The following is a 21,295-nucleotide window of genomic DNA, read 5'->3' as shown; positions in this document are numbered from 1 at the left end:
ACTAAGAGACTCTGATAAAAGAAACCCAAGCAAAAATCTCAGGATTTTTTAACCACTTTTTTTCTCAAAATGTCCCGAACTGACATAAAAAAACCGATGAATGACTAAACTTGACATTGTGTATTGTCAAATTTGTGCTTTAATAAAGACATGGTTTATACAGGGTATAAAAAAAATGGAAAAGCAAGTTGATGTATTAATTATTGGTGCAGGTATCTCAGGAATAGGGTTGGCCGTGCATCTCTCTAAAAACTGTCCACAACGCCAATTTGAAATTTTAGAGCGTCGTGATAGTTTTGGTGGGACTTGGGATTTGTTCCGTTATCCTGGTATTCGTTCTGACTCAGATATGTCTACATTTGGCTTTAACTTTAAACCTTGGGCGAAAGAAAAAGTCCTGGCAAGTGGTCCAGAAATCAAAGGCTATCTTTCTGAAGTTATTGATGAGTTTAAGCTAAAAGAAAAAATCCATTTTGGTCATCGTGTTCTTTCTGCAAATTATGATTCTGCTAAGAAAAAGTGGCTTGTTGAAATCGAAGATAGCAACAATAAAAAACAAACTTGGTCAGCAAATTTTGTAATGGGTTGTACCGGTTACTATAACTATGATCGAGGTTATGCGCCACAATTCCCAGAGCAAGATAAATTTAAAGGTCAATTTATCCATCCACAACACTGGCCTGAAAATCTAGATTATACAGGTAAGAAAGTCGTAATTATTGGTAGTGGCGCGACTGCGATTACCCTCGTGCCTTCTATGGTTAAAGGTGGTGCAGGGCATGTAACCATGTTACAGCGTTCTCCTACTTATATTGCGACAGTACCTTCGATTGACTTTGTGTATGAAAAAACTCGTAAATTTATGTCAGAAGAAACAGCATATAAATTTACTCGTGCTCGTAATATCGGGATGCAACGTGCGATTTATGCATTAGCGCAAAAGCATCCAAAAACTGTGCGTCGTTTATTGCTAAAAGGCATCGAGTTACAGTTGAAAGGTAAGGTGGATATGAAGCACTTTACACCAAGCTATAATCCTTGGGATCAACGTTTGTGTGTTGTGCCTGATGGTGATTTATTCAAAGCATTGCGTCAAGGTCAAGCAAGTATTGAAACTGATCAAATTGAGAAGTTCACTGCAAATGGTATTCAGTTAAAATCTGGAAAACATTTGGAGGCTGATATTGTAATTTCAGCGACTGGCTTAGAAATTCAAATCTTGGGTGGCGTAAAAGGCTCGATTGATGGTCAGCCGATGAATACCTCACATCATATGTTGTATCAAGGCGTGATGGTAAGTGATGTGCCGAATATGGCTATGATCATTGGTTATATCAATGCTTCTTGGACATTAAAAGTTGATATTGCCGCTGATTATATCTGCCGCTTGCTCAATCATATGGACAAGAATGGCTTTGATGAAGTGATTGCGCATGCCGATCCTGCTCAGTTTGAACAAGATACGATTATGGGCAAACTCTCTTCGGGTTATATCGCTCGTGCGGCGGATATTATGCCAAAACAAGGCAAGCAAGCACCATGGAAAATTTCTAACAACTACCTTTCTGATCGTAAAGAATTGAAAGATGCCAAATTCAATGATGGTGTTTTACAATTCCGTAAACGTGATGAACAAGCAGATCGTAAACCTAAATTAGTGTCTTAATTTATATTTGATCCGAGCAAGAACCCTGTGTAGACACAGGGTTCTTTTGTTTTAAATAGGGATCCTTATTATTAAAATATCGCGTATATTGAGCTGATTATAAAATCATGTATTTAGGACAATTCAATGAAAAAATTATGGTTTTTGGGGATATTATTCTTTAGTAATACAACATTTGCGGATGATCTAAAGCAAAAACAGAAATTGGCTCAACAATTGGTTTCCATTGATGGTACTGAGCAAGGTTTACAGAGCACTGATAAAATGATTCTAGAACAGATTCGGATGCGTTTACCTAAAGATCTACCAGAGAGCTTTTATGTAGATTTGACTAAGAATTTGAATAGTGAGCAACGTAAGCAATTTATTGTGCAACGTTATGTCGAGACTTTTAATCAAAAAGAATTGCAAGCGGCATTAAATTTTTATCAATTACCTGAAGGCAAAGCATGGGCAAATAAAGCCAGTGAAGTTGGAAGCGAGGTCGCACATTTCACGACACAACATGCTCGTATTGCATTAAATGAAACGATGCAACAGCATAGTGAGCATCCGAAGGTTAAGCAGTTGATGGTTCGGATGAATCCAACATCTCAATCATCTGAAACGCCACAATCAAAGTAAATAAAAAAGGGATAGCGCATGAAACGCTATCCCTAGTTTTTTAATCAAGTAATTAAAGGGTACGTGAAATTAATTCTTTCATAATTTCATTGGTACCCGCATAAATACGGTTTGCTCGATTGTCGATATAGGCACGTGCAATAGGATACTCAAGCATATAACCATAGCCCCCGTGCAATTGTAAGCACTCATCTACAACTTTTGAGAACATATCTGAAATTTTGTATTTAGCCGCTGCAGCCGCATCTACACCTAAACTTTCTTCGAGTTGTAATTCCATACAACGATCTAAATAAGTACGGCAAAAATCGATTTCTGTGCGTAATTCTGCCAATTTAAATCGTGTATTTTGGAATGTTCCAATCGGTTTACCAAAAGCTTTACGGTCTTTGGTGTATTGTACAGTGTGAGCAAATGCAGCTTCAGCTCCTGCTTGGCAAATGATCGCAACGAGCATACGTTCCCAAGCTAGCTCTTTCATTAGCATCATAAAGCCCATGCCTTCCATACCAAGAAGGTTTTCTTTTGGTACGCGAACATTATCGAAGAAAAGTTCACAAGTATCCTGACCTTTCATCCCAATTTTATTCAAAGGCTTGCCTTTGCTAAAACCAGCACGGTCTGCTTCAACAATGATTAATGATAAATTGGCAGATCCTTTTTCTGTGTTGCCAGTTTTACATACCACAATTGCCATATCACAGAGATAGCCATTGGTAATAAAGATTTTAGAACCATTGATGACATATTCATCGCCATCAAGTACGGCTGTTGTGCGAACTGCTTGTAGATCTGAACCCGTACCTGGTTCAGTCATAGCGATGGCAGTGACGGTTTCACCTGTTGCCATTTTAGGTAACCATTTTTGTTTTTGCTCTTCGTTACCGAAGTTATTGATGTAATTGGCAACAATATCTGAGTGCAAAGAAAAACCAGTACTAGAATCCATCGCATAAGCTTGTTCTTCAATCAGAATCATGCTGTATAAGCGATCTACACCTGAACCACCGTATTCTTCTGGCATGGTGGTACAAAGTAGACCCAGCTCACCAGCTTTATTCCATAGATCACGGTCTACATGTTGTTGTTTTTCATATTTTTCAATATTTGGAACAACTTCTTTTTCATAGAATTTACGCACAGTCTCACGAAATGCTTCATGATCTGAAGTAAATAATTTTCGCGCTAGCATGTTTGGAATTGGACGAATTGCACCTGATTGCATTTGTTATTTTTTCCCTAAATCGTTGAAGTTACAAATTCATCATCACGATACAAGAAATCGAAAATATTGGACAATGTGATCAATGCTCAATTTAATTGATGTATTTGGTCACTTCTTAAAAATCGCTGCGAACTTCAGTAGGGATCGAGTACACTATGGGACACATTGTTGCATAGTGGAACAGAGAATGTCTGAAGAATTGACACTAGAAGAACGTAAAGTAATTTATCGTGCGCGTCGGGGTTTGAAAGAAATCGATGTGTATTTTGATCCTTATGTGAAAAACTGTTATCTCACCGCCGATGCAGCTGAGAAAGCATTATTTGCAGAGCTCGTCGATCAAGAAGATCCAGATTTACTAGATTGGTTTATGGAGGTGGGTGATCCGCCTCGTGCAGAGTTAAAAGCGTTCATTTTAAAATTAAAACAGTATGTCCACGGCTAATCGTGTTTTTGTGTTGAAACGCAGTCGTTTTGCACTTGCGTTTCAATTTTTAATTTTCATTGTACTTATCCTTTTATTGTATAGCCTGCTTCCTTGGTTTTTATGGCTTATTAGTTTTCCTTTGATGCTGTTTGCTTGGCTATTATTTTTAAAACAGCCTCAGCTAAAACGCTTTGAATATTTAGATGATCAGCTTTGTTCCTTTTGTTTTAGTGATGAGATAACGGACATTCAGCAAAGAAAAATTCGAAAAATGATCGATCATCAATGTTACATCGTGATCTATTTTTATGATTCGCAATACCAATCTTGCGTAATTTGGTGGGATCAATTATCCCCGTTGCAGTGGAAAATCCTAAAAACATGGGTAAAACTTGTATAATTGTTAGACAATTGTATGACTGTATATTATTAATAAAATATTATAATTCAAAAGTTTATAAGATATATCGCCTAAAATATTTAAAATTGTTAGATTAAATACTCTAAAAAATCCTGAAAATGAGGATTGTCAGACAATCTGGCGATCCAGTTTGATTTATTTTCGTTAAAGTACAAACACCAACGTAAAGTATGGTGGAGGTCCAAAATGATGGAAATTCCAACATGGTCGTTTCTGGTGATTGCAATCATTTTTGCAATTGTAGTAGGAAGAGCAGGAACTTTACTCAGGGAACTTCTTGAAGCACGTCAATCTAAGGTTGAAGTGAACAAGAGAAAGAGATTGAAAGTGTCATCAATATATCATTCTCCCATGAATACTGATGATGAACATCAATCGAGTATCTATCAAAAGTAGATACATGAAGTGTAGGAGGTCTCTATGGAGATTTCAATGTGGATGTTTCTAGTAATTGCAATTGTTATGGCGATTGTAGTAGGAAGAGCTGGAACGTTACTCAAGGATTATTTTCAATAAAACTAAAATATAAGAGTTTCACGATTTTACCAGTTAATAAGTAGCATGTGCTGAACCGTCGCAATGCTACTTTTTTTTGCCTGAAATTTCTGTATCCCCGAATATCTGTCAATTCATTGATCTGTGAAGTGTGTCAAAATAAGTGTGTCAAAATTAGAGCAATTACTCTTTAACTCGGGTATTGCATCTGATAAGGTACATTTAAAAGGAAAAACAAATCAATTAGAGGACAGGAAGCATGTCTAAATTCCAAAAAATTGGACAAGGTGTAGCGGTCGCATTATTTACAACATCAATGTTAACGGGATGTTCTTATGTCATTAAAACTGGGGCAAACGTTGCTTTAGGTTTTAGTGAACGCCATATCGTACCACCAATTCTTGCAATGGATGATGCAGATATGGTGTGTAATACAGGTAATGCTTTAACTCCAGCAATTATGTCTACCAAAGATATGGGGGCAGATCCGACGCGTATGGCGGTTCTGATGTATTCTGCTGCGGGGTTGTGTGCAGAAAATAAAGCATTAGAAGCTGAATTGCGTTATTTACGTGCTGCAAAATCAGGTCAAGTCTCAGAAGCACAAGATGCACGTATTGAACAAAAACGCTGGGCAGCACTGGCGGCTGAGCGTCAATATGCGGGTTATCAATTATTCGCGAATCGTTGGGAAAGCAAATATAAATATAAGTTGGGTGAATCATGCCCAACGATGCGTAATGATCTAGATCAAACTGTTTACTTACTGGGGATGGTTAGTGGCTTGCAAGCAATGACTAACGATATCAACTCTGGTGGTGCAGTTCATGTGCCTAAAGATATTGCCGGTATTGTTGAACGAGGAATGGCATGTCTAGACAATGAAAAGTATTGGGGTGCTCCAATGGCGACCCGTGCAGTGATTTGGACATTATTACCAGGTGCTGGTGATGGCAAGCCTGAACCTTATGCAACCATGAAACAGTCTATGCAAATTGGTGAAAAGAAAGGTGTTCGTTTAGCCCATGCACTATATGCTGTGGCAGCTCAAGCGAGCGGTGATGATACAAAAATGCGCGATGCACTACGCTCGTATGCTGCTGCAACAGGTGAAGATAAACCAGCGAATCCACAATTTAAGTTGATTGATCAAATGGCGGGTGCCATGGTGAAAGGAATTGCGGATCGTTATTGGACTGAAAATACGGGTGTAAGAGCGAGTGATGAAGGTTTGACATCATTCTGGGATGAAACCAAAGAAAGTTCATCTGAGTTAGACGATTTATTTGATGGTGGCGAATAAGCATCTGTTCTACAGAAGCAATATGGCGAAGTAACCTGAATTAAACGACCTTTTACAATGTTGGTTAAGCAAATTATCTATGCTTTGTAAATCGTAAAAGGTCTGTTTTTTCTAGAGGGGTACATAAATGAAAGATCAAATATGGATACGGAAAGTCATTTTGATCGCTGTCTGTGTGTCAGTGGCAGCATGTTTGCAAGTATTTGCTGATCATTTCATTTATTGGAAATCCAGTTTATTAACCGAGTTTTGGCGGTTGTGGACTGCACACTGGGTGCATGTGGGTTGGATGCATTTCTTATTGAATATGTTGGCTTTTTCATGTTTACCTTTCATTTTTCCTCATGTGCGTAATTGGCATCTGGTTGCTTTATTATTGCTTCTCCCTCCATTTATTAGTCTCATTTTTTATTATTATTTACCGTATATTGAAGCATATGCTGGATTATCTGGTGTTTTACATGGGCTTTATACGGCGGTCAGTATTGTTTATCTGCAATATCAAAATGAGCGTAAGTTTGCGGTGTTGGTGTTAGTGTTAATCGCCGCAAAGTTGATTTGGGAAAATACTTTTGGACAAACAGGCACAGCACAGTTAATTGGCAGTCCAGTTTTAACTGAAGCACATTTGATTGGTGCCATTGGAGGTGTGTTGTGTGGATCAGGTTATTTACTTTTAGTTGGAAAAGATAAAGAACAGACACATTGATAAAAAAATCCATAAAAAAATAATTGTAGCCATTTTTTTTAATAAAAGATTGCTGCAAATTTAGGCGGTTTAAAAGGGATTGGTGTTAAGAGGGTAAATTCATTTATCTATCAACCATAGACATCGCATGATTCAACATCTTTGGATGGATGTTGATAACAATAAATTGGAATAGACATGCAAAATGATCAAGAGAAAAAGTCTGGATTAGGTCTGCTGAGTTATATCTGGACAGAGTGGATATCAGCCTTTGTTATTCTCATCTTACTCTTAGTAACACTTGTGATTGGTACAGGTGAGATGATTCATGGGCAGTTATTACGTATGGGCGAACGTCTATACGGTGATCCGAATATTGGAATGCAATATTCGTTTCTAAGGGCTGAGCCAAGCAAGCCAACCTGTGATCGTAATCCAAATATCGATGCACAAGTTCAAGAGCAAATGAAGATCAATGCTGCAGATGAGTTTGCAAGCATGTTTGGTGTTGCTTCAGAATCCGATGTTCGTTCTTCATTACTTGCTGCACAACAGCAGTGTGAAGAAAAATATGTTTTCTATGACAAAGCAATGGCCCACATTGAAGCAAATCCGAGTGTTCGTACTTACCGTACAATAGAGACGTCCTTTTTCGGCATCTTTAAATTCGGCTCTGAAAACCGTGCATTATTGTTAGTCATTATGGTGGTGTTTGCTGCTATTAGCGCAACGATTAAATCACATCATATTGGATTACGTAGCCCAGCAACCCGAATCGATTTCCGTATTTATAATACGGCAATGGTATTAGGTAATGGTTTACTCACTTCTTCTGTGATTAGCCAATACAACTCAGTGCTTAATTCTGGGGTGCCTTTTGCCTCTGGCATGAATGTGATTTATTGGTTATGGATGATTTTATTTGGATCATTAACCTTAATTAGTTTATTCCATTTAATTAAATCACCACCACCAACGCGTGAAGGTGGCAATGTTGGTTTAGCCTTCTTGAGTATCCCACTGTATGCCTATATGGCGATTATTACTGGGGTAGCATTTACCTTCTTCATGGATTATCCAATGGGGCAAGGGATCTATCTGGGTCAGTTGGTTGAATTTTCGAATATCTTCTTAAATCTTGCCTTGTTTATTTGGGCAGGTATGTTGCTTAAGCAAACACGTATTGTTGACTTATTCTTAAATATTTTACGTCCGTGGAACTTAGCACCAGAAACCCTAACATGGTTAATCTTGATTGCAGCTGCGTTACCAACCGCCTATACAGGGGCATCTGGTATCTTCGTTATTGCAGCGGGTGCGATTATTTATAAAGAAGTCTGGAATGCCGGTGGCCGCCGTCAGTTTGCATTGGCTGCAACAGCACTTTCAGGTTCATTGGGTGTGGTTTTACGTCCATGTTTATTAATCGTTGTTGTAGCCTCTTTGAATAAAGAAGTGACAACGGATTTACTTTATACACATGGTATGTATGTCTTCTTATTGACTTCAACCTTGTTCTTAATCATTTCTTTGTTCTTTGCTGAGCAAAAATTCCGCATTTCACCACCGAAAGTTGCTTTGCCTAAATCATTGCGTGCGTTTGTTCCTGTAGCACCGTATATCGTAATTTTTGTTTTAATCTGGTTGTTCTACAAACATGCGTTATCAACAGAGCTAAATGAGTTTACTGCACCAGTGATGATGCCAGTGATTCTGTTGATGATGGTATTGTTTGATAAGTTGCGTAAAGAACCTGCTCCGCTTGCTCCTGTTGGGCATTGGGACAGTACTTTGAATACCTATACTGCACCATCAGATGGTTCACAACCAACACCAAAAGTGAATCCTGCGGATGATCCACGTAATCCAGAGCGTAATGTTCCATTTGGAAAAGCATTGCATACCTCTACTATTGAAACAGTAGGGCATATCGGTGCATTGATTATCCTGATGGCATTGTCTGTCAGCGTAGGTGGTTTCTTAGAACATATTGAAGTGATGGAAGCCTTCCCGCGTGACATCAGTAGTATGTTTATTGTGATCAGCCTCGTTGTGGTGTTCATGGTTCTCGTAGGGATGATCATGGATCCATTCGGTGCGGTAATTTTGATTTCTGCAACGGTTGCACCTGTCGCTTATCAATATGGTATAGATCCTGTTCACTTCTGGATGATTGCATTGATTGGCTTCGAGCTAGGCTATGTCACACCACCTGTTGCCTTGAACCACTTATTGGCACGACAAGCAATTGGTGATGATGAAGTGCGAGCAGCGGATGAGGAAGTGAAGCATCTGTCTTTCTACTATCGTTTCGAGCGTTGGATATTACCGTTATTGGTAATGGTTCCAGCGATCCTGATTGTTGCGTACGTGCCTTATTACTTTAAGTTGTTTGGTTGGTATCAATAAGCAGTGAATAAAAAAGCACCTTCGGGTGCTTTTTTATGGCATGTATAAATGCTGAGGATATTTGAAAAAATTTTTTATATTGTAGTCTTCAATCGTATAAAGAAGATTACTTGGCTTTTTGCATGACAGGGCTACATAATAAGATGGCAATTAAAATAAAACCAAAACCAATCAAGCTGTACAAGTCAGGTAATTCGTTCCAAAGTAAAAAACCCCAAATACCCGCAAAAATAATCGCGACATAGTTGATTGGAGCGATCTGTCCTGCAGGGGCTAGACGATACGCATGAGACATAAATAGTTGACTGACATTGGCGAGGACACCAGCCGCAATTAGAAAGAATAACTCTTCAAGTTGATAGGGGCGCCAAACCCAAAACATCGGGATCCCTGAAAGTAACGCACCGATAAAGCAAAAATAAAATACGATGCGCTCTGGGGGCTCGGTCTGGGTAAGCGCTCGGACAGTCACAAATGCCATCGCTGCACATAAACTAGAGGTGATCCCAATGATTGATAGCCAGTTCAGGAGTCCTTGATTGGGTTTCGCTACGAAAAACACTCCAATAAAACCGAGTGCTGCTGCACAAAGCATCAGTATGCTAATGCGTTCTTTAAGAAAGAGCCAAGCAATAAAAGGAATAAAAATTGGAGAAGAGTAGGTAAAAACCATCGCATTGGATAATTCAAGATGAGCAATTGCATAGAAGAATCCATACATGGCTGCTAGGCCGATAATACTTCGCCAAGTATGCATCCAGATTTTATCTGTTTTGACAAAATTAATGCCCTGTCTACAAATGAAAGGCAGGAACAGGACCAATCCAACCAAATTTCTGAAAAAGACGATCGTGTAATTATCAACAGTATGGGATGCAAAGCGGATGCATATTCCCATAAGTGAGAATAAAAATGCCGAGAATGTCAGGCATGCAATTGCAAGAAAGACAGGGTGGCGCTGACTGACGATAGGCATAAAATAAAAATGCTAGAAGGATGATCACATTCTAGCAAATCGAGTGGATTAAAAGCTGTTTTAAGATGCTTGTGTTTGGAGCAGTTGTGCTTCTAATAATTTGATTTGTTCTTCTTTGAGTTTAATTAAGCTATCAGCATCATTGTGTTGGGCTTGTAACTCTTGCTTCTGGTCTTTGAGTTGATGTTGGATATCATCTAATTTAGCCATTTCTTCTTTTGCTAAACTCTCATTTTCTGGCACAGCCGCCTTGAGTATCGTTTCTTCAACCAATTGAATCGGAGCTGGTTCACTTTCTTCAGTTATATTACTGGTCATAGCAGCACTGGCTGCTTCAACATTTTCTGATGAAGTTGTGGTGAGATCAGGTTGATTCACGGTTATTTCAGTTTCTGCTGTATGGTCAGATAAAAGCAATTGTGCAGTAAAAAATATAAGCACAACGAGGCTAATCCCACCAATGATCATCCATAATAATTTGGAGTTATTTGTTCGGGCTGGTGACGTCATTTTTTTAACCTTCTAGTCAAAATGACGAGGTTTGAACTGTATCACCCCAATTTCATCTGGCTCAGCGGATTGCGACTCTTCCACATGGGTCGGACGGTTTTCGCTATAAGCACATTCGATACATTCAATCCACTCGTCATCCACAGTGATGATTTTAACGACACGATCCAAAGCCCCACATTTTGGGCATTTCGCGCCCGCGATGAATTGTCTTTTCATGTCAGTTAATACCATCCTGTGAACAATAATGACATAGTTTAAGCGGTTTTATCTGCCTTCGTCCAACCTTGATGACGCAATAATGCATCTATTTTTGGTTCTCTTTTTCTGAAATTGCGAAACGCATCAAGTGCTGTATCTTTTCCGCCAACTGCTAGAATAAACTTTCTAAATTCTTTTCCAGTCTCAGTATTAAAAATGCCTTCATTTTCGAATCGATCAAAGGCATCACTGGCTAAAACTTCTGCCCATTTATACGAGTAATATCCCGCAGCATAACCGCCTGCAAAAATATGGCTGAAACTGTGTTGGAAACGGTTATAAGGAACAGCAGGAACAACCGCGAATTTATCTCGGATATCATCCAAAGTTGCTTGGATCTGCTGGCTGTTTAATGCAGGTGCCTGACGATGGATGCTTAGATCAAACAATGCAAATTCAATCTGACGTAGCGTTTGCATACCTGATTGGAAGAAACGTGCGTTCAACAATGCAGTTAACAATTCTTGCGGTAAGGTTTGCTTGGTTTCAGTATGTTCGCTGAGCACGTCTAGACTTTCATTGTCCCAAGCCCAGAATTCCATGAACTGACTTGGTAACTCCACTGCATCCCATGCAACGCCGTGTGTACCTGCAACCGAGATATTATCCACTTCGGTGAGCATGTGGTGTAAGCCATGACCAAATTCATGGAATAAGGTAATGACTTCATCATGCGTGAGTAGGGCAGGCTGATCGCCAATTGGCGGAGTAAAGTTACAGACCATATAGCAAATCGGTTTTTGTAGACCATTTGCGGTTTGCACACGAGAACGGAAACCACTCATCCATGCACCACCGCGTTTGCCATTACGGGCATAAAGATCGAAGTAGAAACCGCCCACCACTTGACCTTGATCTTCAATTTCAAAATAACGCACATCATTTTGCCAAACAGGTGCCTGACGTTCAACGATCTGGATACCATAAAGACGTTGCACAATCTGGAATAAACCGTCCACAACTTTTGGAGCTGGGAAGTAAGGTTTAAGTGCTTCTTGAGAAAGATTGAATTGCTGCTGTTTTAACTTCTCAGAGTAATAAGTTGCATCCCATGGTTTGAGTTCTTCGATACCATCCTGTTGTGCAATTGCTTTCAGTTCAGCAATTTCAGCAAGTGCTGGAGTGCGGGCATGCCCTGCCAGATCCACCAAAAACTTATCGACGGTATCAACATCAGGTGCCATTTTGCTAGCCAGTGAATATTCAGCAAAATTATTGAAGCCAAGTAGCTGTGCCATTTCTTGACGTAAGCTCAGAATTTCTTCCATCACAGGGGTATTATCAAATTCAGTCTTTTCAGACTGCTCTGAAGCACGAGTTACGTAGGCTTTGTAGAGTTCCTCTCTAAGTTTGCGATCATCAGCATAGGTCATAATCGCAAAATAAGCGGGGAAGTCGAGTGTGGCAACTGCTTGATCAAGCTCACGCTGTTGTCCGTATTGCTTTAATAATTCAACACTACTTTGTGGTAAGCCTTTGAGCTGTTCTTCTGTTAATGGTTTGAAATAAGCTTGCGTTGCATCGAGTACATGGTTAGAGAAATCTGAAGACAGTTGTGATAAACGTGCTGAGATTTCCGCATAACGTTTTTTGGCTTCGCCTTCAAGTGCAACGCCTGAAAGTTTGAAATCACGTAAAGCGAGTTTAATGGCACTTTGTTGAGCTTCACTCAGGCTTTGAAACGTAGCGCTGTCATGAATCTGTTGGTAAGTTTGATACAACGCCGTATGCTGTCCAAGCTGAGTGTAGTATTCGCTTAAACTTGGTAAAAGTGCCTGATACACCTCACGGGTTTCGGCATTGTTCATCACGGCATTCAGATGCGACAAAATGCCCCATGATTCACTCATGTTATTTTCAAGTTGATCGACTTCAGTCAATGTAGCCAGTTGTGCTTCGGTTCCTTGTGGAACCTCATTGAGTTGATTTAGGAAGTTTTGACCGTTTTGAATGGTATCTTCAATTTGTTGTTTTAAGTCGGCAAGTTGAATCTGATCAAACTGGGGAACGGGAAGTGTCGCTTGCTGTAGTGTCATTGTATTTTTGCCATATCATCTTTAAATATAGTTATAGATGTAGGGCTTAAAGGTGGAGAAATCAAGGTTGATTTATTATTTATTCGATAGGTTTTGGGTTGTGATCTGAATTTCATCAATTGATAGTATATATGTGCCGAAACGACTTTGACGAGTAGTTAGCTTTAATTTGAGTTGATGATTTTTATACGCTTCATATTCTTTCAAAGTAATTCTGAAAATAGGAATTCCTGCATAAACTGTTTGGAAAGAATAAAAATCTGTATTTCTGGAGTGTTTTTTTACGGCAGTCGCTGATGCTTCTACGATTTGAGGCTGTCCAAGCATATATGTCCATATCATTGGAAAAGTGCCTGCTAAGTTGAACCAAAATATAGGAAGAATAAACAAAGGAAAAATAACTAACACGTGAAGTTTAGGCTGCTTTTGCACGCGTCGCCATTGTCGTGGAATCATCCACTCTTGATTCATTTTTAAATTGAGAAAGTAAAGCATGAGCAATACATAGAAAAAGCTAGCAATTACCAAGCCGACAAACTTTACTGTTAATGTAGGTGAAAAGTTCCCTTTAAATATATAAATAGCCGTACTAATACTTAAAAAGAATAAACAAGCGAGTACATAGTAATGATAATAATATTTTGTGATTTGGTAATGAGGCATTAGGAATTTATTTGTATTTTGAAATTGTTTATTTATGCATTATATAACAAAAAATAGGAGAGCCGAGGCTCCCCTTTATTTTTATAAATTACTCACTTTTTGCTTTCGCATTGGACTTTTTCTTTTTCACTTTCTTCTTTGCCTTTTCTTTACTTTCAGGCTTAGCCGAAGCCTTCTTAGCTGGTTTTTTACTATAAGAACTTGGTTTGTTCTTATCCTTTTTCTTACGCACAGGCTTTTCGCCGTCTTCACTGACTTTAGCTTTCGTCGATGAAGGTGCTTTGCCGAATACCTCTTCAGTAGTTTGGGCGCGATTCGTGGTGGTTGTACGTGGTGCTTTTTGGCGAATTACACGACCCAAATGAGTCAACTGTTGTACCAATTGGAAGTCGATCTTACGTTCCTCTAGATTCACGCCTGCAACCTGAATCTTGACTTCATCACCAAGGCTAAAGGATTGACCACGATTCTGACCAATGAGGCTTTGGCTTGCCTGATCATAAAGGAAGAAGTCTTCACCGAGCTGACTCACATGAATCATGCCATCGACATACAGATCTTTCAGGGTCACGAATAGACCAAACTCAGTCACGGCACTGATCACCCCAACGAATTCATCACCTAGATGTTGTTGCATGTAGTGACATTTCAGCCATGTGGTTACACTGCGTGAAGCTTCGTCAGCACGACGTTCTGTTTGTGAGAAATGCTCGCCTGCATCATCAAGCGCCGCACCTGATAGTGGATAAACTTTTTTATCGAGATAAGCCTTGATGGCACGGTGTAATAATAAGTCTGGATAACGACGAATTGGCGAAGTGAAGTGCGTATACGCCTCATAAGCAAGACCGTAGTGTCCTGAGTTCTTCGCACCATAATAGGCTTGCATCATTGATCGTAACAAAACGGCATGGATACTTGGCGCATCTAGACGGTCTTTTGTTGCTTCAATGACAGCTTGGTAATCCGCTTGTGTTGGTTGCTCAGGGAACGGTAAACCAAGCAATTTCACAAAATCACGAACTTTTTGAATACGAGAAAACTCTGGTGCTTCATGTACACGATACAACATCGGAATATCATGTTCTAAGCAATACTCTGCAGCTGCAACGTTAGCCAATAACATACATTCTTCAATGAGTTTATGTGCATCGTTACGTGTGCGTGGCAAGATTTCCTTGATTCCACCTAACTCGTCAAAGGTCATGTAGGTTTCAATGGTTTCAAATTCCATTGCATGACGTTCAGCTCGTAGGCCTTTAAGCGTTTGATAGAGTTGGAATAGTGTGTTTAGTGATTTATGAATGGTTTTATCTTCAGGAATCGCATCGGTTACTCCCTCAAAATATTGACCAACTTGGGTGTAGGTCAAACGTGCTTTGGAATGCATCACCGCAGGATAGAACTCATAACCTGTCACTTTACCTGCACGTGATAGTTTTAAATCACAAACCATACATAAACGGTCTACATGCGGATTTAGAGAACATAATCCATTCGACAAGGCTTCTGGTAACATTGGCAGGACGAAGTGCGGGAAATAAACCGATGTGCCACGATCTTCGGCTTCTTCGTTTAAAGGCGACTCTAAACGAACATAATGGCTTACATCTGCGATTGCCACCACAACACGGTAACCGCCTCCTGGGCGCTTCTCCGCATACACGGCATCATCAAAGTCACGGGCATCTTCACCATCAATGGTGACCAGTGGTAGATCTCGTAAATCAACGCGATTTTTTATGTCTTGTGCAGAAGGTTCCTTAAAGCTTTCAGCTTCTTTAATCACTGCTTCTGGAAACTCATAAGGCAAACCAAACTCTAAGATGGTTTGTGGAATGATAATCTCTGTATCTGCTTTGTCTGCCATGGATTGAACCACATGGCCAGTTGCAAGTTCCTCACGAGTTGGATAATCATCAATCGCAACACGCAACATATCACCCACTTTGGCGTTGGCATGTTCAATCAGTTCTTTTTCTAGTGTAATCGGTTGATGCTGATTTGGATTACTTGGTTGAATAAAGTATTCACCTTGATGTTCAGCAACTTTACCAATGATTTGTTTCACGCGGCGCTGTACCACTTCAGTAATGAAGCCCCAAGCTTTACCTTTGCGATCAACTGAAGTCTGACGTACTTTAACGCGGTCACCATTAAAAACGAGACGCAACTCACGTTCAGGTAAGAGGACATCATCTTGTCCCGTGATATTTGCAGTACCTAAACCTTTACTATTGATATAAACCGTTGCTTCGTAGCTAGGCGCATCTGTTGCGGGCTGATATTTAAAACCATCCTTCATCAGTTGACCATCACGAACCATCGCACTTAAACGATGGTTCAAGGCATCAATACTTTTTTGGTCTTGAATATTAAAATGCTCAACGAGTTCTGCGTGAGATTGCGCAGTTTTTAATTGTTCTAATGTAGTAAGAATAAGAGTTCGGCTCGGAATAGGATTATCGTAACGTTCAGCTTCTGCTTTTGCTTCGGGATCAACCCAATTTGTAGTCATATCGTTTCATTTCACATCTGGCAGATCACTTTAGCATAAGACATTCAAACTTAGACTGCACGTCAAAGATTGCAAGATTGTGTTTATGTCATGGATCTGTATAAAAGAGATGCCTATATTAACAAGTGAAAAGCAAAAAAATGCTGAAAAAATACCAAAATTGTTTAAAAAATATTTGATTGATTTAAAAAAACAGAAAAAATAGGGTTCTTCCCTTGTGTAATGGGGATTTAGTTTGTATTATTGCGCTCGTGTTACGGTGAGATGGGTGAGTGGCTGAAACCACATCCCTGCTAAGGATGCATACGGGTAACTGTATCGAGGGTTCGAATCCCTCTCTCACCGCCACTTTACTTAAGGCGCTCATAGCTCAGCTGGATAGAGCACTTGGCTACGAACTAAGGGGTCGGGAGTTCGAATCTCTCTGAGCGCACCAAGTAAAGATTTAAAAGTAACACACGCCTGCATAGGCACATAAGTAATGCGCTCATAGCTCAGCTGGATAGAGCACTTGGCTACGAACTAAGGGGTCGGGAGTTCGAATCTCTCTGAGCGCACCAACTTAATGAAATTAACCGCTTAATTGCGGTTTTTTTGTGTCTGAATTTTCTTTTGCAGTATTTTATCGAAGAAAAGATATAAATATCCGACTGTTCCCAAGACACCAACCATACGAACCACATGAAATGCAGTCACGATTGGAACACCGAGTTGCAGAACCTTGGCTGTGATCGTCATTTCAGCGACACCACCGGGCGCAAGTCCTAAACCAAGGGTGGCGATAGGAAGATCCGTCCATTGCATCAGTGTATAAGCTAGCAGCCCAGTTAAGAGTAATGCGCCTAGATTACAAAGTGCCACAATGCTTAAATAACGCGGGGCGGTTTTAAAAAATCCAGGTTTAAATTTATTACCTAATGACCAACCGAGTAAGACTTGCCCTAGATGAATAATCGGTGTCGGAATTGCGGATAGATGAATATCTTGTGCTGTAAAGAAGATAGCAACCAATAATGCACCAAAGGTCCATGGATTAGGGAGTTTAAACTGAATAAAAATACGACTGGCAATATAAGAGATCAAGACCAAGCCGAAAAAACCAAACCAGTTCACTTCGAGATGTTTTGCGATTTGATCCGTATCAAAACCATGCCAGCCCATAAATTGGTAAAAGAAAGGCACAATCACCACCACCATTAATACGCGTAATGTATGAGCTGATGCAACTTGATCAACGCGTGCCTGATAGTGTTCTGCGAGATGAGACATCTCATTTGCCCCACCAATTGCAGAAGCAAACCATGCGGTTTTAAAGTCGACTTTTGCCCAGCGTTGCAATATAAAGGCACCGATTGCACCGAGTAATAATGCAAACAACAGGCCGATCAGTAATACCAGCCAATGTGATGCGATTAGGTGAATCATCTCTGGTGTGAAATATAAACCGAGCGTGAGTCCAATGATGGATAATCCAATACTGCGTGCAGAATTATGACATTCGATGGGGGCGTGATTTATTTTAAGGAGAGCGGTGATGAATAATGGCCCGAGCAGCCATGGAATAGGTAAGTGTAGCCACTGTGCAACAAGTGCACCTAAAAATGCAAGGCTTAGACTCAAAGCATACTTTAGATACAATCGCATAAATCAAATCGCATAAATAAAAGGTAAATGACCGATAGATTTTATTCTCTATCGGTCAACATCATTTAAATCGCTCTGTGACGGTTACGTAACCAGCGGATCAAAGGAAGTACGATCATGATACCTGCTAAAATCCATAATACTTTGGTGATGTAGCCATCGAACAAGATTGACAATTCACCTTGAGAAATAGATAGTGCACGACGTAAGCTTGATTCCATAAGCTCACCTAATACAAAGCCTAAGATCAGGGCGGATAATGGGAAGTTGAGTTTACGTAAAATATAACCAAAAATACCCAATCCAACCATCAGAACCAAGTCGAATACTGTGCTATGTATTGCATACACACCAACGAAGCTGACTGCTGCGATTGCAGGAAGAAGAATAAAGTTTGGAACGCTCAACAACTTGGCAAAGAAACGTACCAACGAAATATTCATGATCAATAATAAAATACTGGCAATGAATAATGATGCAATTAGTCCCCAAACAATCGTTGGTTGTTCAGTGAATAACTGTGGGCCTGGGGTGATATTGTAAAGCGTTAAAGCACCTAACATCACGGCTGTGGTACCTGAACCTGGTACACCTAGAGTTAACATTGGAATAAATGAACCACATGCCGAAGCATTGTTGGCTGCTTCAGGTGCTGCAATACCACGTAAATCGCCGTCACCAAATTTTCCATCTTTTCCCGCAAGTTTTCGTTCACTGGTATAAGACATTGCGCTGGCAATTGTTGCGCCTGCGCCCGGTAAAATGCCGACAATGAAGCCAAGTAGCGAACTACGAATCGTGGTTTTTAGGGTGAACAAAAATTCTTTTAGGTTGAAAAGACTGCGTTTACCTTGTCCAAGTGCTTTCTGTCCAATCGCTGTTTTTTCTAACATAATCAGAATTTCACTGATACTGAAAAAACCGATCACGATGGTAGTGAACTGAACGCCATCACTGAGGTTTACTGAGTCAAATGTAAAGCGATAGACACCTGTCACTGCATCGACACCAACGGTAGCAAACAGTAATCCGATCAAGGCTGCTACGGCTGTTTTAATCGGTTGATCACCCACGAGGCCACTTAAACAGGTCAGAGCAAATACCATTAAAACGAAATATTCAGCTGGTCCGAAAACAATTGCCCATTTTGCTAAAAGGGGAGCAAATAATACGATCCCGATAATTGCAATTAAACTGCCAATAAATGAGCTCATCGCCGAGAGTGACAGCGCAATCCCTGCTTTTCCTTGTTTAGCAAGTGGGTAACCGTCCATGGTGGACATAATTGCTGCTGCATCTCCAGGGACATTGATTAGAATGGCGGAAATTCGTCCACCATATTCACATCCGAGATAAACGGCTGCCAGTAAGATTAATGCACTCTCAGGGGGGAGTCCTAAGGCATAAGCAAAAGGAAGGAGTAATGCAACACCGTTAATTGGACCGAGACCAGGCAATAAGCCGACAATCGTACCAATGAATGCACCAATCAGTGCAATGAATAGGTTTTGTGGGGTTAATGCGACTTGAAAGCCGTACATTAAATATTCAAAAACGTCCATTAATTCTTCCTTGATTAACTAAAAAATCCTAATGGCAGTGGTACATCTAATATGTAGTCAAATAACCCATATAAGAGGCAGCCAAAAACAATGCCTGTGATTAGTGATGCTTTTAAACTTCCTCCGAAGAGGGTGCCGACAAGGAAAAACATGATGGCTGTTGCAATAGGGAAACCTAAGAACTCAAAAGTAATGGCATAAATCAGCATAAACAGCATCAACAAACCGATTTTTTTTAAGACGGATGGGGTGTATCCCAGATCAATAAATTCAGCGAGTTTTTGAGGTCTAAAGGTAAGATATAAACAACATGAAATTAAAAGTAATAACAGGAGTACAGGATAAGGACGTGGTCCTAACGGGTCATATGCAATGGGTGCGACATAGCCCCAAGCCAAGTAGAGTAGGCCAAGACTGACGAGTCCTAAGGTCCCTGAAAAAATCCTTTCTGCGGACATAGATCATTCCTTTTTCATTAAAATTCAGGAACACTTCAACCCTGAGTTTCATTCTATGAAAGATCAGTGATTGAAATGTTTTCTGGGTTTTAAGTGCTATTTTGTAACGAGGTCGAACTCTTTAGATAACGCTCTTAATTGATTGGTTTGTTGGATTACAAACTGATCTAATTCTTCACCTGTCATGGAGAGCGGGAGTAGCTCAAACTGTTGACGTGATTGCTCAAATTTTGGATCTTGCATCATTTTTTCAAATGAAGTTTTCCACCATTGATAAGCTTCGTCACTAACTTTTGGACCAACGTAATATCCACGTACAACTGGCCATTGAATGTCATAACCTTGTTCTTTTGCAGTCGGAATGTTTGCTAATTCATTTGGTAGACGTTCAGGAGCAAACACGGCTAGAGCACGTACTTTTCCTGATTTAATATGAGGGATGACTTCAGCAATTCCAGCGCTGACCACTTGGATGTGATTACCCAGAACAGATGTTACCGCCTCACCGCCGCCTTCTAGGGCAATGTATGTCATGTCTTTAGGATTTACACCTGCAGCTTTTGCAAGCATCGCAGTTTGCATCCAGTCCTGACCGCCCACACTACCACCTGCGCCGAAGCTCACGGATTTCGGATTTTTCTTGAGTGCAGCAACTAAGTCGTTAAGATTTTTATATGGAGATTCTGCATTGACCGCAACCACGCCATAATCTGTCCCGACAATCGCTAACCAGCGAACATCTTTTTCCGTATATTGGCCAAATTTTCCTTGGGCAAGGTTGAGTAATGAGCCGGTAGAGAATGCAACAATTGCATTGTCATTCGCAGGGTCGTTAGCAACAATTTTATTGTATGCTACAGCGCCTACACCACCGGGCATATAGGTTACACGCATAGGAGAATTTAAGAGTTTGGTTTCTTTGAAAGCATTTTGTGCCAGTTTACATGTGAGATCGAAACCACCGCCTGGTTTTGCTGGGGCGATACATTCTGGGCGTTTGGGTTCTCCAACTTCACCTTTATTTTTTCCACATGCTGTTAAACCGAATCCTAAGGTCACTAAAGTGCTGGTTAATATAATTCCTCTTAACATCTTAAATGTTTCTCCATAAACGATTATATTTATACGCACAATAATAGTGCATATTTATATTGGCTTCTTTGCCATAATTAAATAAAGTTACATGCGTAAAATTGAGCATTATTCTTTTGGAATCTGGGGTGCTCTTTATCACATTTTGATAACTTTAAATCAGGGTGTTCATCATAAAATTAAACAGAAAAAGCATAGCATCAACTTATATCTTGTGATGATTCATTTTGGAAATATAAAATTATGGATAATTTATTTGAAAAATATATGAATTTAAGTATTTAAAATTAAAAATATTTTTTATATGAGATCAAGGT

At 39.9% G+C, this 21,295-nt stretch carries 19 protein-coding genes and 3 tRNA genes; 11 read left to right on the top strand and 11 right to left on the bottom strand.

What is annotated here, in order from left to right; genetic code table 11:
• Nucleotides 1-175 precede the first annotated feature (175 nt).
• The gene (locus DK207_RS12740; protein ID WP_109441515.1) at nt 176-1,666 is read left to right on the top strand and encodes a flavin-containing monooxygenase; all 1,491 of its coding nucleotides are present in this window, start codon (nt 176-178) and stop codon (nt 1,664-1,666) included.
• A gap of 126 nt (nt 1,667-1,792) precedes the next feature.
• Complete coding sequence (locus tag DK207_RS12735; RefSeq protein WP_109441514.1) at nt 1,793-2,290, top strand: DUF2059 domain-containing protein; 498 nt, start codon at nt 1,793-1,795, stop codon at nt 2,288-2,290.
• Between the two features lie 52 nt (nt 2,291-2,342).
• Here the strand turns inward: DK207_RS12735 and DK207_RS12730 are convergent, their stop codons facing one another.
• On the bottom strand, nt 2,343-3,515 hold the full coding sequence (locus tag DK207_RS12730; protein WP_109441513.1) for an acyl-CoA dehydrogenase family protein: 1,173 nt from the start codon (nt 3,513-3,515) through the stop codon (nt 2,343-2,345).
• Between the two features lie 187 nt (nt 3,516-3,702).
• On the opposite strand from DK207_RS12730, the gene DK207_RS12725 reads away from it, so the two are divergent.
• From DK207_RS12725 to DK207_RS12700, 6 genes are all read left to right on the top strand, one after another.
• Nucleotides 3,703-3,960 carry a succinate dehydrogenase assembly factor 2 gene (locus tag DK207_RS12725; RefSeq protein ID WP_109441512.1) on the top strand — a complete coding sequence of 86 codons (258 nt, stop codon included), beginning with the start codon at nt 3,703-3,705 and terminating at the stop codon, nt 3,958-3,960.
• Entirely contained in the window at nt 3,947-4,342 is a 396-nt protein-coding gene (locus DK207_RS15970; protein ID WP_109441511.1) for a hypothetical protein, read from the top strand. Before DK207_RS12725 ends, DK207_RS15970 begins: the two co-directional genes overlap by 14 nt.
• Nucleotides 4,343-4,552: 210 nt before the next feature.
• Complete coding sequence (locus DK207_RS12715; protein ID WP_171293688.1) at nt 4,553-4,759, top strand: hypothetical protein; 207 nt, start codon at nt 4,553-4,555, stop codon at nt 4,757-4,759.
• A gap of 358 nt (nt 4,760-5,117) precedes the next feature.
• A complete protein-coding gene (locus tag DK207_RS12710; RefSeq protein WP_109441509.1) occupies nt 5,118-6,161 on the top strand; it encodes a hypothetical protein in 1,044 nt (347 codons plus the stop codon).
• A gap of 127 nt (nt 6,162-6,288) precedes the next feature.
• The gene (rrtA, locus tag DK207_RS12705) at nt 6,289-6,870 is read left to right on the top strand and encodes a rhombosortase (protein WP_109441508.1); all 582 of its coding nucleotides are present in this window, start codon (nt 6,289-6,291) and stop codon (nt 6,868-6,870) included.
• Between the two features lie 177 nt (nt 6,871-7,047).
• Nucleotides 7,048-9,258 carry a TRAP transporter large permease subunit gene (locus DK207_RS12700; RefSeq protein WP_109441507.1) on the top strand — a complete coding sequence of 737 codons (2,211 nt, stop codon included), beginning with the start codon at nt 7,048-7,050 and terminating at the stop codon, nt 9,256-9,258.
• 106 nt (nt 9,259-9,364) lie between these two features.
• Here DK207_RS12700 and DK207_RS12695 read toward each other — a convergent pair whose 3' ends face one another.
• The 6 genes from DK207_RS12695 to rnr form a co-directional block, all read right to left on the bottom strand.
• The gene (locus DK207_RS12695; RefSeq protein ID WP_109441506.1) at nt 9,365-10,234 is read right to left on the bottom strand and encodes a DMT family transporter; all 870 of its coding nucleotides are present in this window, start codon (nt 10,232-10,234) and stop codon (nt 9,365-9,367) included.
• Nucleotides 10,235-10,294: 60 nt separating this feature from the next.
• Nucleotides 10,295-10,744, bottom strand: coding sequence for a hypothetical protein (locus DK207_RS12690; RefSeq protein WP_109441505.1), 450 nt, complete (start codon nt 10,742-10,744; stop codon nt 10,295-10,297).
• A gap of 12 nt (nt 10,745-10,756) precedes the next feature.
• Nucleotides 10,757-10,963, bottom strand: a complete 207-nt coding sequence (locus DK207_RS12685; protein ID WP_109441539.1) for a YheV family putative metal-binding protein — start codon at nt 10,961-10,963, stop codon at nt 10,757-10,759.
• A gap of 38 nt (nt 10,964-11,001) precedes the next feature.
• On the bottom strand, nt 11,002-13,041 hold the full coding sequence (locus DK207_RS12680; RefSeq protein ID WP_109441504.1) for a M3 family metallopeptidase: 2,040 nt from the start codon (nt 13,039-13,041) through the stop codon (nt 11,002-11,004).
• 75 nt (nt 13,042-13,116) lie between these two features.
• A complete protein-coding gene (locus DK207_RS12675) occupies nt 13,117-13,704 on the bottom strand; it encodes a hypothetical protein (protein ID WP_109441503.1) in 588 nt (195 codons plus the stop codon).
• 88 nt (nt 13,705-13,792) lie between these two features.
• Nucleotides 13,793-16,222 carry a ribonuclease R gene (rnr, locus tag DK207_RS12670; protein ID WP_109441502.1) on the bottom strand — a complete coding sequence of 810 codons (2,430 nt, stop codon included), beginning with the start codon at nt 16,220-16,222 and terminating at the stop codon, nt 13,793-13,795.
• 258 nt (nt 16,223-16,480) lie between these two features.
• Here rnr and DK207_RS12665 point away from each other — a divergent pair.
• The 3 genes from DK207_RS12665 to DK207_RS12655 all read left to right on the top strand — a co-directional run bounded on the left by DK207_RS12665 (nt 16,481) and on the right by DK207_RS12655 (nt 16,782).
• Nucleotides 16,481-16,570, top strand: a tRNA-Ser gene (locus DK207_RS12665).
• A gap of 11 nt (nt 16,571-16,581) precedes the next feature.
• Nucleotides 16,582-16,658: transfer RNA gene (locus DK207_RS12660), tRNA-Arg, on the top strand.
• Nucleotides 16,659-16,705: 47 nt separating this feature from the next.
• Nucleotides 16,706-16,782 (top strand) — tRNA-Arg (locus DK207_RS12655).
• 19 nt (nt 16,783-16,801) lie between these two features.
• Here DK207_RS12655 and DK207_RS12650 read toward each other — a convergent pair.
• The 4 genes from DK207_RS12650 to DK207_RS12635 all read right to left on the bottom strand — a co-directional run bounded on the left by DK207_RS12650 (nt 16,802) and on the right by DK207_RS12635 (nt 20,978).
• On the bottom strand, nt 16,802-17,866 hold the full coding sequence (locus tag DK207_RS12650) for an AbrB family transcriptional regulator (RefSeq protein ID WP_109441501.1): 1,065 nt from the start codon (nt 17,864-17,866) through the stop codon (nt 16,802-16,804).
• Between the two features lie 65 nt (nt 17,867-17,931).
• Nucleotides 17,932-19,428, bottom strand: a complete 1,497-nt coding sequence (locus tag DK207_RS12645; protein ID WP_005086812.1) for a tripartite tricarboxylate transporter permease — start codon at nt 19,426-19,428, stop codon at nt 17,932-17,934.
• A gap of 14 nt (nt 19,429-19,442) precedes the next feature.
• On the bottom strand, nt 19,443-19,886 hold the full coding sequence (locus DK207_RS12640) for a tripartite tricarboxylate transporter TctB family protein (RefSeq protein ID WP_005086811.1): 444 nt from the start codon (nt 19,884-19,886) through the stop codon (nt 19,443-19,445).
• 96 nt (nt 19,887-19,982) lie between these two features.
• Nucleotides 19,983-20,978: a tripartite tricarboxylate transporter substrate binding protein gene (locus tag DK207_RS12635; protein ID WP_005086808.1), complete on the bottom strand. Its 996-nt coding sequence runs from the start codon at nt 20,976-20,978 to the stop codon at nt 19,983-19,985.
• Nucleotides 20,979-21,295: the final 317 nt, after the last annotated feature.

The sequence above is a fragment of the Acinetobacter haemolyticus genome (assembly GCF_900406815.1).
GTDB lineage: Bacteria > Pseudomonadota > Gammaproteobacteria > Pseudomonadales > Moraxellaceae > Acinetobacter > Acinetobacter haemolyticus_A.
This window is presented reverse-complemented; position numbering and strand designations above follow the sequence as displayed.

What these genes read in the sequence shown, in the direction of transcription:
- DK207_RS12740 (WP_109441515.1), top strand. Translation starts at nt 176, where the DNA reads ATGGAAAAGCAAGTTGATGTATTAATTATTGGTGCAGGTATCTCAGGA.
- DK207_RS12735 (WP_109441514.1), top strand. Translation starts at nt 1,793, where the DNA reads ATGAAAAAATTATGGTTTTTGGGGATATTATTCTTTAGTAATACAACA.
- DK207_RS12730 (WP_109441513.1), bottom strand. Translation starts at nt 3,515, where the DNA reads ATGCAATCAGGTGCAATTCGTCCAATTCCAAACATGCTAGCGCGAAAA.
- DK207_RS12725 (WP_109441512.1), top strand. Translation starts at nt 3,703, where the DNA reads ATGTCTGAAGAATTGACACTAGAAGAACGTAAAGTAATTTATCGTGCG.
- DK207_RS15970 (WP_109441511.1), top strand. Translation starts at nt 3,947, where the DNA reads ATGTCCACGGCTAATCGTGTTTTTGTGTTGAAACGCAGTCGTTTTGCA.
- DK207_RS12715 (WP_171293688.1), top strand. Translation starts at nt 4,553, where the DNA reads ATGGAAATTCCAACATGGTCGTTTCTGGTGATTGCAATCATTTTTGCA.
- DK207_RS12710 (WP_109441509.1), top strand. Translation starts at nt 5,118, where the DNA reads ATGTCTAAATTCCAAAAAATTGGACAAGGTGTAGCGGTCGCATTATTT.
- rrtA (WP_109441508.1), top strand. Translation starts at nt 6,289, where the DNA reads ATGAAAGATCAAATATGGATACGGAAAGTCATTTTGATCGCTGTCTGT.
- DK207_RS12700 (WP_109441507.1), top strand. Translation starts at nt 7,048, where the DNA reads ATGCAAAATGATCAAGAGAAAAAGTCTGGATTAGGTCTGCTGAGTTAT.
- DK207_RS12695 (WP_109441506.1), bottom strand. Translation starts at nt 10,234, where the DNA reads ATGCCTATCGTCAGTCAGCGCCACCCTGTCTTTCTTGCAATTGCATGC.
- DK207_RS12690 (WP_109441505.1), bottom strand. Translation starts at nt 10,744, where the DNA reads ATGACGTCACCAGCCCGAACAAATAACTCCAAATTATTATGGATGATC.
- DK207_RS12685 (WP_109441539.1), bottom strand. Translation starts at nt 10,963, where the DNA reads ATGAAAAGACAATTCATCGCGGGCGCGAAATGCCCAAAATGTGGGGCT.
- DK207_RS12680 (WP_109441504.1), bottom strand. Translation starts at nt 13,041, where the DNA reads ATGACACTACAGCAAGCGACACTTCCCGTTCCCCAGTTTGATCAGATT.
- DK207_RS12675 (WP_109441503.1), bottom strand. Translation starts at nt 13,704, where the DNA reads ATGCCTCATTACCAAATCACAAAATATTATTATCATTACTATGTACTC.
- rnr (WP_109441502.1), bottom strand. Translation starts at nt 16,222, where the DNA reads ATGACTACAAATTGGGTTGATCCCGAAGCAAAAGCAGAAGCTGAACGT.
- DK207_RS12650 (WP_109441501.1), bottom strand. Translation starts at nt 17,866, where the DNA reads ATGCGATTGTATCTAAAGTATGCTTTGAGTCTAAGCCTTGCATTTTTA.
- DK207_RS12645 (WP_005086812.1), bottom strand. Translation starts at nt 19,428, where the DNA reads ATGGACGTTTTTGAATATTTAATGTACGGCTTTCAAGTCGCATTAACC.
- DK207_RS12640 (WP_005086811.1), bottom strand. Translation starts at nt 19,886, where the DNA reads ATGTCCGCAGAAAGGATTTTTTCAGGGACCTTAGGACTCGTCAGTCTT.
- DK207_RS12635 (WP_005086808.1), bottom strand. Translation starts at nt 20,978, where the DNA reads ATGTTAAGAGGAATTATATTAACCAGCACTTTAGTGACCTTAGGATTC.